This is a genomic window from Vibrio sp. D401a (assembly GCF_030248515.1).
GTDB classification, from domain to species: Bacteria; Pseudomonadota; Gammaproteobacteria; order Enterobacterales; family Vibrionaceae; genus Vibrio; species Vibrio rotiferianus.
In genome coordinates, this window is the sequence record NZ_JAHGAI010000034.1 from 1 (window position 1) to 12,199 (window position 12,199).

Annotated in this window: 9 protein-coding genes; 6 read left to right on the forward strand and 3 right to left on the reverse strand. The window is 44.2% G+C overall.

Annotation, left to right across the window (positions count from 1 at the left end; all coding sequences use genetic code 11):
• Positions 1–50: 50 nt before the first annotated feature.
• On the reverse strand, positions 51–704 hold the full coding sequence (folE, locus tag KIV41_RS13055) for a GTP cyclohydrolase I FolE (protein ID WP_005373478.1): 654 nt from the start codon (positions 702–704) through the stop codon (positions 51–53).
• Between the two features lie 286 nt (positions 705–990).
• Here folE and moeA point away from each other — a divergent pair, with 286 nt between their 5' ends.
• From moeA to KIV41_RS13085, 6 genes are all read left to right on the forward strand, one after another.
• Positions 991–2,226: a molybdopterin molybdotransferase MoeA gene (moeA, locus tag KIV41_RS13060; protein ID WP_252042556.1), complete on the forward strand. Its 1,236-nt coding sequence runs from the start codon at positions 991–993 to the stop codon at positions 2,224–2,226.
• A 9-nt stretch (positions 2,227–2,235) separates the two neighbouring features.
• The gene (moeB, locus tag KIV41_RS13065; RefSeq protein WP_252042555.1) at positions 2,236–2,985 is read left to right on the forward strand and encodes a molybdopterin-synthase adenylyltransferase MoeB; all 750 of its coding nucleotides are present in this window, start codon (positions 2,236–2,238) and stop codon (positions 2,983–2,985) included.
• A gap of 206 nt (positions 2,986–3,191) precedes the next feature.
• On the forward strand, positions 3,192–5,306 hold the full coding sequence (locus tag KIV41_RS13070; protein WP_045394493.1) for an LruC domain-containing protein: 2,115 nt from the start codon (positions 3,192–3,194) through the stop codon (positions 5,304–5,306).
• An 11-nt stretch (positions 5,307–5,317) separates the two neighbouring features.
• Positions 5,318–5,749, forward strand: a complete 432-nt coding sequence (locus KIV41_RS13075; RefSeq protein WP_252042554.1) for a hypothetical protein — start codon at positions 5,318–5,320, stop codon at positions 5,747–5,749.
• Positions 5,750–6,205: 456 nt separating this feature from the next.
• A complete protein-coding gene (locus KIV41_RS13080) occupies positions 6,206–7,039 on the forward strand; it encodes a sulfurtransferase (protein ID WP_252042553.1) in 834 nt (277 codons plus the stop codon).
• A 19-nt stretch (positions 7,040–7,058) separates the two neighbouring features.
• A complete protein-coding gene (locus KIV41_RS13085; RefSeq protein ID WP_252042552.1) occupies positions 7,059–9,350 on the forward strand; it encodes an EAL domain-containing protein in 2,292 nt (763 codons plus the stop codon).
• 29 nt (positions 9,351–9,379) lie between these two features.
• On the opposite strand, the gene KIV41_RS13090 is transcribed toward KIV41_RS13085, so the two are convergent.
• Both KIV41_RS13090 and KIV41_RS13095 read right to left on the reverse strand, forming a co-directional pair.
• A complete protein-coding gene (locus tag KIV41_RS13090) occupies positions 9,380–10,675 on the reverse strand; it encodes a glycoside hydrolase family 18 protein (RefSeq protein ID WP_252042550.1) in 1,296 nt (431 codons plus the stop codon).
• Between the two features lie 126 nt (positions 10,676–10,801).
• A complete protein-coding gene (locus tag KIV41_RS13095) occupies positions 10,802–11,803 on the reverse strand; it encodes a sugar-binding transcriptional regulator (protein ID WP_005435602.1) in 1,002 nt (333 codons plus the stop codon).
• Positions 11,804–12,199 lie beyond the last annotated feature (396 nt).

Here is a 12,199-nt window from a genome sequence, read left to right on the forward strand (position 1 = left end):
ATATAATTAAGGATGGCGTTTGCCATCCTCTTAGAAACTTGCTTAGTTACTTAACGTAAACCGTGGAGAAACTCAGCACGTGTCGCTGGGTTGCTTTTGAAAATACCGCCCAATGCTGTTGTTGTCGTTTCGCTAGTTGCATCCATCACACCGCGAGATTTCACACAGTAGTGGGTTGCGTCGATCGTCACTGCCACATCATCGGACTCAAGTAACGTTTGAAGTGCTACAAGAATTTGCTGAGTCATACGCTCTTGCACTTGTGGACGCTGCGCGAAGAAGCGAACAATACGGTTGATCTTCGATAAACCAATGATTTTACCACGCGGGATGTACGCTACGGCAGCTTTGCCATCGATCGTCACAAGGTGGTGCTCACAGGTACTGGTCACCGTGATGTCTTTCACACGAACCATCTCACTTACGTTCATCTTGTTTTCGATCACAGTAATTTTAGGGAAGTTGGAGTAATCCAGACCAGAGAAGATTTCGTCCACGTACATCTTAGCGATACGATGCGGCGTTTCCTCTAAACTATCGTCAGTAAGGTCAAGTTGAAGTAGACCTAAGATCTCACGCATATGGTGCTCGATCTTCTCTTTCTTCTCTTCACGACTTACGTTGTTTGGACGCATTGGCGTTTCCAAACCGCGTTGCTCTAGCGCTTCTTTTACTAACTTCGCTGACTCGCTAAGACCTGACATTCCACTTCCTCTTTTGTTACTTCCGCTTTGATACGAACCCAATCAAAATTGCATTCATACTTTTCGCTTTGCGCTGCTCAGTTCGTGTCTTCACACCAAGGCACATCAAATGTAGGTACTGAGCTGATTTTCTTGAGCTCCGCAGGTTTTTTACCCCTTTCGGATGGCTGACAAGGATACTCGGATTTTTGAATAATTACACCCATATTTTATAGGTGGACATTCTTACTCAGTCCCCTTTTTATGGTAAAGTTGCCACAAAACAAAAGAACACAGGATTTTCTCAATGGGCTGCTGCGACGCACCTGGCTTGATGCCAATTGAAGAAGCGATGGACAAAATGCTATCGCGAATCAAACCTATCCAAACTACGCTTTCTCTTCCACTTGCTGAAGCACTCGGTTTTGTACTGGCGGAAGACATCTTGTCTCCTATTCACGTACCGCCATTCGATAACTCAGCAATGGATGGTTACGCAATTCGCATTCAAGATCTTGAGTCGTCTTCTGTATTGCCTCTAGCAGGTAAATCATTTGCAGGACAACCTTTTGAAGGTGAATGGCCACAAGGCACTTGTGTTCGTATCATGACTGGCGCCAAAATCCCTGAAGGTTGCGACGCCGTTATCATGCAAGAAAACACAGAAGTCACGGATGCTGGCATTCAGTTCAACCAAACTGATGTGAAACTGCAAAACAACATCCGCCCAACAGGTGACGACATCAAGCAGGGCGACATCGTGCTTGCACAAGGTGCGCGTTTAACACCTCGCGATATTCCGATGATTGCGTCTCTTGGTGTAAGCCATGTGACGGTAGTGCGTAAACCGAAAGTTGCTTTCTTCTCTACTGGTGATGAACTTAAACCACTAGGCGAACCATTAGACGAAGGTCAGATCTACGACAGCAACCGTTACGGTATTAAGCCGCTTATCGAGAACTTCGGTTGTGAGGCGATTGATCTTGGCATCATTCCAGATTGCCCAGAGACTCTGAAAGCAACTTTTGAACAAGCGCAAACGTTGGCTGATGTCGTTGTTACCTCTGGTGGTGTTAGCGTCGGCGAAGCGGATTACACCAAGGACATTCTTGAAGAGCTTGGTGAAATTGGCTTCTGGAAGCTAGCAATCAAGCCGGGTAAACCTTTCGCATTTGGCAAGCTAAGTACTGCTTGGTTCTGTGGCCTGCCGGGTAACCCTGTTTCTGCTGTACTTACCATGTACGTACTTGTTCAACCAATGCTGGCAAAACTTGCAGGCCATACAGAATTGAAAGCACCTGAGTCTATTCCTGCAACAACCAAAACCGCCTTTAAGAAAGCGCCAGGTCGTACCGATTACCAACGTGGTATCTACACATTGGAAGATGGCAAGTTTGTAGTTGAAACAACCGGTAACCAAAGCTCTGGCGCATTCCGCTCCATGAGCCTAGCGAACTGTTTTGTTGTGTTAGAGCGTGAGCGCGGCCGTGTTGAAGTAGGTGAAACGGTTCAGATCCAACTATTCAACTCAACCCTATACTAGGAAATCGTTGTGGATATTCTTTCCGATCAGGAAATGCTGCGTTACAACCGCCAGATCATTCTTCGTCAATTTGACTTTGAAGGGCAAGAGGCGCTCAAACAAGCGTCAGTATTGATGCTTGGTGCTGGCGGCTTAGGTTGTGCATCAAGCCAATATTTGGCCACTGCTGGTGTCGGTAAAATCACGCTGATTGATGATGATATCGTCGAGTTGTCTAACCTTCAGCGCCAAGTGCTGCATCACGATGCGGATATTGGTCGTAAGAAAGTAGACTCGGCGGCCGATGCACTGCGCGAGCTTAACCCGCACATCATTGTAGATACCATCGCAAAACGTCTTGATGATACAGCGTTAGAGAGCCTAATTAAGCAACACACTATTGTTGTCGATGCATCAGATAACGTCGATACGCGCAATCAACTTAACCGCCTATGTTTTGCGACCAAAACACCGCTGATTTCAGGTGCGGCCATTCGCATGGAGGGGCAAGTAAGCGTGTTTACTTACGATGACCCAGCGCAACCATGTTATCAGTGCCTGAGTGCCTTGTTTGGCAGCGGTGCACTAAGTTGCGTTGAAGCTGGAGTAATGGCGCCTGTTGTCGGTATTGTCGGTGCAGTCCAAGCGATGGAAGCGATTAAAGTGATTGCTAACTACGGGCAACCAAAAAAAGGTAAAATCCTGATTTTGGATGCGCTCAGCATGTCTTGGCGAGAAATGAATCTGATGAAAATGCCAACCTGTCCGGTTTGCGGTTAGTTCTATACCCAAGTCACCCCAAGATGCTTGGGTATACACTTCAAATCACTCCCAAAAAGCCCAACACCGAGTTGGGCTTTTTCTCATTTTGACAATCATAAATAAAACCCCTTCTCACTTCAAAAACAATTCGTTTAAAATCATAACTTTAAAACATGGCACATTCCTTTCATTGCATATATCACAAACCAATGAGAGGGCGAATTATGGAAAGGACATCACTACTACTTGGGTCTCTAATAGTGAGCGCTTATGCACAAGCGGCGCCATTTGACACATGCCCAAGCAAAGCATACCTATTTCAATCAACCCCCGTTCAAATCTATGGCGTCAATTTGGTTACAGGTTCAACGACTCTTTTAGAGGACGACACAGGTTTGGCTTCGGGCATCAACGGTGTTGGCTTTAACTTCACCGACCGTTATATCTACGGCTACGACACCACAAACAAAAAGATTGTTCGTCTTGGTCAAGACTTCCAAGCAGAGACGCTTGATGTTTCAGGCCTGCCAACAAGCCACACATTTTACGTAGGTGACGTTTACAACCACGTTTACTACTTGTACCGCAAAGGCAAAGGACTTTTTTCTATTGACCTTTCTCCGCTCGATTCTGATCCAAATGCGACATTGAGCATCGTGAAAATTAGCTCTACAGCGACTGTGAACCTAACCGACTTTGCATTCCATCCAGGCGACGGTTCCCTTTACGGCATCGACAATAACTCTGGAGTTCTATACCAGTTCAACCCATCGGATGGTAGTACGACTGCGATAGGTGACACCGGCGAGTTAGGCACATTTGGTGCTGGCTACTTCGACGTAAATGGTAACTATTACGTGTCACGCAACCAAGATGGCAAAATCTATCGCGTTGACCTTTCGGAAGGCAACGCAGCCAATATCGCAGCGGGTATCGTTCCTGCAGTTGAGTTTGTATCAAACGGACCAAGCTCAAGTCAGAATGATGGTGCACGATGTGCAAATGCCCCTGTTATTGATGAAGACGATCCTATCGATTTTGGTGACGCACCCGATAGTTACAGTACAACGCTTGCTTCGAATGGCCCCCGCCACGAAGTGGACGGCGTAACTTGGTTGGGCCCTTTAGGGCCAGACGGCGACGCTGATGGTCAAGTCGCACCTTCAGGCGATAACAAGGTCGGCATTGCAGATGAAGATGGTGTGGGTTTTGTCTTCGCTCTTGATCCAGGCGTCGGATCTGTAGTGACAGTGAACGCGTCAACTTCCGGTTATTTGAACGCTTGGTTCGATTGGAATCGTGATGGTGATTTTGATGATGAAAACGAACATGTATTCACTGACCAGCTTCTATCACCAGGCAACAATGTCTTGCCATTTACTGTATCCATGACCGCCACTGCTGGTAACAGTTGGAGCCGTTTCCGCTTTAGCCAACAAACTGGGCTCAACTACGATGGAGGTTCGACATCTGGCGAGGTAGAAGATCATCCCATTACGATTACCAATAACGGTTACTCTATTCAGCATTTTCCAAGTGCAAGTGGCTACGCGACTGTTGCTTATGAAGATAACTGGCCGTATACCGCAGACTACGATATGAATGATCTCGTTATGAAATTTAATATCAAGGAAACCAGTTTAAGCGGCGAAGTAAAAAACATTAAGATTGTTGGGGATTTGGCTGCGTATGGCGCAAGTTATAGCAACGGTTTTGCGTTTCGACTGCCAGGAATATCTAGAAGTGATATTAACTCATCCATCTCAACGCTCTCTTACAATGACGTTATTCAAGACAGTAACGGTTTAGAAAATGACGCCAGTGAAGCAATTTTTATTATTCACGAAAACTTAAGTGACTATGCTTCATCCAGTTGTAAGTTCTTCCGAACACAAGAAGGATGCAACGATAATACAACATTCTCGTTCACTTTAGATATCTACCTAAATGATGATGTGGATACCAGTAGCCTGCAGGCTATGCCGTATGACCCTTTCATATTCGCAACACCAAACACATATCACGGAGATGGGATTACTTTTCAGCCCGGGCGTAAGTGGGAAGTACACCTCGCCGATCAAAGCCCTACAGAAAAGTTTGATGGAAACAACTTGTTCGGCATTGGCGTAGATGCTAGCAACCCTTCTACAGGTACCTACTTTAAAACAGCCAACAACCTCCCCTGGGCACTACTCATTGTAGAAAGCTGGCAATGGCCTCTAGAAACCGTCGATCTTGTTGAAGCCTACCCCTCATTTGCAGGTTATGCAGAATCAGGAGGAACCCAATCAACAAGTTGGCATCAACTCCCTCAAGCAAGCAAATGTTATACGCCATAGGAGGCCGTAATATGAAACGTTATTTTGCTCTAAATACTATCCTATTACTGGCCGCATGTGGCGGCGGTGACAGTGGTGGTAGCTCAACACCACCGACTACGCCAACTCCTGTGAAGGCACCTACAATGCACGAACTTGAAGTGCCTGATGGATTTGACTATAACCCAGTGGTTAAGGGGACGTTAAGGGTAGACATTAGCAACTATTCGACTAAAAGAGCTCATTTAACTATCTACACAAACTTTAAGAGTGATGGTTCAGACCGCTATATAGCAGACTACAACAGTGTTATTGCATCTGCTTCACTCAACCAAGGAGCCACCAAACTTAGGTATTCAACATCAGATAGCCAAGGACAGTTATTAGTAGAAATTTGGTTGCTCGACCAAACTCAACCACTACAGAAAGTCATTACTAAAGAAGAAACAAACTGGGCACTTTAAATTGTTCAAATATTGAACTGGAGCGCATTATCTCTTTGATAGTGTGCTTTTTTTATTGTAAAACAAATAGGTGTTAAAAAAGCAAGGACGTAAATGGATAACGCAAAGATATACATTTATTCGTTTCTGGGATTAACCGTTGTATTGCTAGTGTTTTTACTGCTTAGCAAGTCAGAAAGTGAGCAAAGTATAGTAACGATGACGGTAGAAAGTAATACTTTGACGCAATCTCTCGACGGTCACAGGCGATACTTAGTTGTGCGATCCGAACAATATGGTCAGCAAAGAGTATCTGTACCACCATCCTCAGACTGCCCTGTAGGTGCCAATGCCTCATTCGAAGTAACGTCTACACTAATTTCTGCTACGCATTTCAAGTTTCTAAGCTGCCGATACGAATAGTTACGAATACATTCATATAATCTCACTGCCCCGTAAAAAAGATAGGTTCACAAAATGAGTAATCTGATTTCAGCAATACAACTTAAAGAGTTAATGGAAACCAGATCGGTAAAACTCCTAGATGCGAGCATCACATTCCAGATACCTTCAGAAGCACCAAAAATAACCGACCAATGGATAGCTGGCTCAATACGATTTGATTATGACCATGAGTTTTGTGCACTCGATTCAGACCTACCTCATATGATGCCCAGCGTAACGGTATTTCAAAAAAAAGCTCGAGCGCTAGGGCTAAATAACAGCGATTGTATCGTTGTTTATGACAACTCAGGAACACTCGCGTCACCTCGAGCATGGTGGATGTTATCCGCGATGGGGGCAACAAATGTATTAGTGTTGAACGGAGGTTTACCCGCTTGGATTGAAGCAGGGTTTGAAACCGTTGAAAAACTTAATGAACCGCAAGGTGGTGGAAGTTTTTTGGCCAAAAACAACGCATCTGCATTTATCTCCGCTGCAGAGGTACTCAAATTTTCAACAGATCAATCTGCCAATATTCTAGACGCGCGATCTAAAGCTCGTTTTTATGGGGAAGTGCCTGAACCAAGAGAAGGTTTACGTAGTGGTCACATACCATATTCAATAAATTTGCCGTTTGGTCGCCTACTCAATAATGGGGCTTTTAAACCGCTTGAAGATCTTAGAGATGCATATGCGGATTTAGATTTAGATGCTGATAAGCCACTGGTGTTCAGTTGTGGGTCTGGCGTAACTGCATGCATTCTATTGCTTGCTGCTCACGAAATAGGGTTTCGTAGCCTCTCCATATACGATGGGTCATGGACAGAATGGGGCGCAGACACCTCACTGCCAATTAAATGCGAATAAGATAACTAAGAAGTAATGTATGGCTGGAATTAAGAAAAATATTTGGACTCTTTACCTAATACTGCTAGCAGCCAGTATCGGATTATTCCTTCTATTTGGCCATTATCATTACGAATCAAATCTAAACAAGTACAAAGACAAGCAACTGCTCCAGCTTGAACTTTTTTCCAACTCTGTTGAATCGCTTTTAAAAGGGCAGGAATCATTACTTGAAGTTGTTGGGTACCAGCTTGTTAGCCAAAATGATTTTACTCGCACAGCGGCACTGCAAATTCGCCCAATTTTAGACAACCTATTGAATATTCACCCTGTAATTGCAGGGTTCGGTCTGGCAAACCCTAATGGTGACTTTCTTGCGGTTAGTTCAAACTTAAACTTATCCAAACTACATAACCTTAAGCAAGATCCTGTAACAAGAGATACATTCATTGAAGCTTTAGGCTCCGATAGAATGATCCTTGGCAGAACCTACTTTATGCCAGCGCTGGACTCTTTGGTTATTCCAATAAGAAAAGCCATTCGAGATAGCAGAGGTAATACACTTGCCGTCATGACGGCAGGATTGAAAATGAACTCCACACTGGTTTTTCGAAGTGATGTTCATGCCCATCAACATAATCAAGTGAGCCTAATACGTGAGGACGGCTACCTCATGTTTACTTCTTCAGCAGGAGCTTCTTACAGAAACTATCAACAACCAGTAACGACCTCGAACCAAAAAATTCTAAAATCTTTATTCGAAAAGGAGCTAGGCTTAACCCCGGAGCAAGTTAGAACATCAAATAAGACATACAATATCGTTAGCTCCGATCCAAAAGTAGACAAGCTAATCACACTAAAATATCTACCCGACTACTCTTTATGGGCAATTTCGTCCACTAGCCTGAGTTATATTCAAAGCACATTTCTAGAACAATTTTCGCTATATTTCTTGGTTTTCATCTTTATTCAAGCGAGTTTCTATGCACTGGTTAAGTCCATTGCGAGCAATGAATTGGCGACTAGACAACAACTCTATTTTCAGGCGACTCACGACACATTAACAGCCCTGCCTAATAGAGAATACTTAAGGGATAATATTCACAAATGGACAGACGGCAAAGCCGAGCCATTTGCTCTCTTGTTTGTTGATATGGATAACTTCAAATCAGTCAACGATACGCATGGCCATGAGTTTGGCGATCTTGTTTTGAAGCAAATAGCCAGACGACTCAAACATTTTGACTCTCACAGACACCTGATCGTTCGAGAGGCCAGTGATGAGTTCATTATTTTGACCAAAGCGATAGATGAAGAGCAATTGCAGCAATTTGCTCGCGAACTAATTATGGCTTTATCGCAACCTTATGCTATTACAGACAACCAATTCTTGTTGAGTTGCAGCATCGGGGTTTCTCACTATCCTGAGCACGGAAAAGATTTAGACGCTTTGTTGCTTTCTTCCGATATTGCCATGTACAAAGCGAAGCAAGAAAGAAACGCATACTGCCTTTTTAATGAAGAGATGCAGGCTCAACACCTAAGAAAAATGAGAATTGAGCAACGCCTACGTATTGCGGTTGAGCATCGAGATATCTTTATGGTTTACCAACCGCAACTGTGTAAACAAGGTAAAGTGTATGGAGCAGAAGCGTTGGTGCGCTGGATTGACCATGAATTAGGCTTTGTACCACCAAATGAGTTTATCCCAGTTGCCGAAAGCTCTGGGTTAATGGTTAGATTAGGCAGACTGATTCTAGAAAAAAGCATCGAAGATATCGCCAGCTTATACGCAAATGTAGAGCAGCCAATCCGCATATCGGTAAATATATCGGTCAAACAATTTCTACAAAGAGACTTTATTGAACACCTAGTATCAACACTTAATGCTCACAATGTATCTAGTCACGTTATAACGCTTGAGATTACAGAAAACTTATTTATTGAAGATCTAGATAAGTTTTCACCAATCTGTCAGCAATTACACCTGATGGGTTTCCAAATATCGCTTGACGACTTTGGTACAGGTTACTCCTCTTTGAGTATGCTTAAAGCCTTGCCAATTGATGAGCTGAAAATTGACAAAAGCTTCATCGACAACATTGAAACTGATGAGAAAGCCCTCAACATGGCAAAAAACATCATCGATATTGGCAAAAACTTTGGTATGACTGTACTCGCCGAAGGCGTCGAAACCTTAAAACAGCAAGAAAAACTAACCCAATGTGGGTGCGATTTGTATCAAGGGTATCTTTTTTCAAAACCAATACCAATTGATGAGTTAGAGAGCTATGTAATGCAAAACCAAAAAACAAAAGAAGCCGCCATATAGGCAGCTTCTGCTCGGCTTGAAGCACTGTTCTAGTTTTGCATTTCCTGATACATGACTTCAACAAGCTCGCCTTTCGGGTCACCTGATAACTCCCACGTAAAGATACCGCCAAGATTAGTTTGCTTCGCCCAATCTGCTTTGGCTTTGATAGAACGTTTATCTTCAAATGAGATGAACACTTTCTTGTCTGGGTTCCATAAGTAAGGGGCTTGAGACTGTTCATCGTACTTATATTGGTAACCTTGTTTTTCGCTGTAGTTCTTCATAAGGTCCCAGAACATGAAGTAGCCATTCTCACCAGTACCGAACTGCGCGCCTTGTTCAGAAACTAGGTCTTGCGTTGGTAGGTCACCAGAGAAGTCTTTAGTTCCTTGCCAACCACGACCATAAAACGCAGCACCAATGACTAACTTTTCACTCGGAATACCCAGCTCAATCATTTGATTAATGAACACGTCAGCGCCCATGCCCCACCAACTGCGGTCCGTGGCATGCAAGTTTGTTGTGTGCCCTGTTTGTTGTCCCCAGCCGCCAAGGAAGTCATACGTCATAGCAAACATATTGGTTAAGTAAGGCTGGGCAGCTTTCCAGTCAATGCCCGCGGCTTTTGGACCGACACCCACCGCTGTTGAAAGCTCATACTCTCGCTTGGTCTGTTTCGCTAGAGCATCTAGATCACCACGCATGGTTTTAACGAGGTAAGTGAAAGCGTCGCGCTCTAAAGCTTTCTGCTCATCCGTAAGCTTGGTATCTGGATTCCAAGGCGAAGTCGTTAAGCCGCCGCCACCTGGGTATTCCCAATCCAAATCTATACCATCAAAGAAATCGTACTTTGCAATCAACTCGACAGCCGTTTTAGAGAACTGATCCATGGCTTGCTGGTTTTTAGCCATCGCGTGGAAAGGCTCTGACATGGTCCAGCCACCAAAAGAAGGGAGAATTTTTAGGTCAGGGTGTTGCTTCTTAAGCTCGGCGAGTTGAGCGAAGTGGCCTTTATATGGCACATCAACAGAAACAGGACCAAAGTCTTTTTCGAGTGCCGCCTCGGTATCAACCAGAATCGCGCTATACGGTTCTTTACCTTCACACTGTTTTGCGACCAGTTTTTGTATGGTTTCTGACGCGCCAGTATGAGGACCACACATGCTCAAAAACGCGTAGATAATATGAGTCAGGTTATTAGCTGGAATGTCTTTTACCGTATATGGGTTATCTGCGTTAGCGTACTGCCAGTCAGCAAAATAGCCTGCCACGACTTTTTGCTCGGCTTGCGCCATGCCTGTTAACCCCGTAAATAGTGCAGCTGCGAGAAGTGCCTTTTTCATAATTTCCTCCAGATTAATTAACTACAAACTACTCCTGAGGATTATTTTTAACTTGGAAACGAAATCAGGCTGCGAGTCATTTATAAATCCTCGCAGCCTGATTACATAGTTTGCATATTATTTGTGCTAAACCTCTGATGTGCTGTTGCCATGCATCTGCTCATCCAAGTTAAGAACCGTCAGTGCATTACTAACGCTGGTTGCAATAACATCTATCGCCCCAGTTCTTAAAGCACCTAATAGTGCGAGTGGCTTACTGTTTTCCGCCGCAATCGCAATCACTTCTGCAATCGGTCTAAACTCTTCGATACCTAAACCGATTACTCGGTCACTCATCACGGTGTTTGCGACGTTGCCATGGATATCAAAGAAGTCGTAGCCAGCAAAATCCCCGACGACACCTTGCATTAAACGAGATTGCACCACTTCATCTGGAGTGAACCATCCAAGGTCGACCATATAGCTGTTTTCACTCATATCGCCTATACCGACAAGGGCTACATCTGCTTTACGTGCAAGATCGAGCGTTTGTTTAACCGTAGCATTTTGCATGAAGGCAATTTTCTGCTCTCGGTTTTCAGCGTAAGCTGGTGCATAAAGGGTTTCGGAGGTTCCGCCATATTTCTTAGCAAACTGTCGGCAAATGTGGTCGGCGTTAAACATACCGCCACGTGGGTGGATCCCGCCGATACCACACACAAACTTACAATCACGCGGCGTAATAACACCAATGTGGTGAGCCACGGAAGATACGTTACGCCCTTGCCCAACCGTTACTACCATGCCGTTCTTGAGCGTGCTAGTGAGATAGTTAGAGACCAAACCTGACACTTGAAGGCGCTGCGCTTCTTCATTGGGCTGATCCAATGCCACCAGCGCACGTTTCACACCAAAGCGGTCAATCAAGCGTTGCTCGATCTTGGCGCTGAACACTGGATGGTACTTTACTGTGATTTCAACAATCCCTTCATCACGTGCCTGCTTGAGCATTCGCCCTACTTTGGCACGAGAAATGGAAAATTTTCTGGATATCTCTTCCTGTGTTGCACCATCTTGATAATAAGCAACGGAAATTTCCGTTAGTAAGTCTGTGCTTTCAATAGAAATATCTTGGTTAGAACTGCTCATGGTTTTTCTCGCCCTTTTAGAGGATCGACATTATATGCATTGGTGAGCATCCGCTCATTGACTTAGCATATGTTACCCTCCAATTTTACTGCGACATTTGCTCACTGCAATGACATTTTCTCACTGCGTGATTTTATTAATATCAGCACTGCTCAAGCCTTGAACAATAAGGGCAAACGTTTATTTCGGCCATGCTCTGAACACACAGCAAAAAAACGTTGATGAACTTCACTTAAAGTCGGTTTCGGCGATTGACTTTCAGCATGGATAGGATAAATATGGATTCATCATTTACTCAGCTACCGATCAAATGTTCATAGCAAATGTTCGGTACCGAAATTTTCCGTAGTTGGCTGAGCAGATGTCTCGTTAAATATGATGAGACGATTAGCCGAC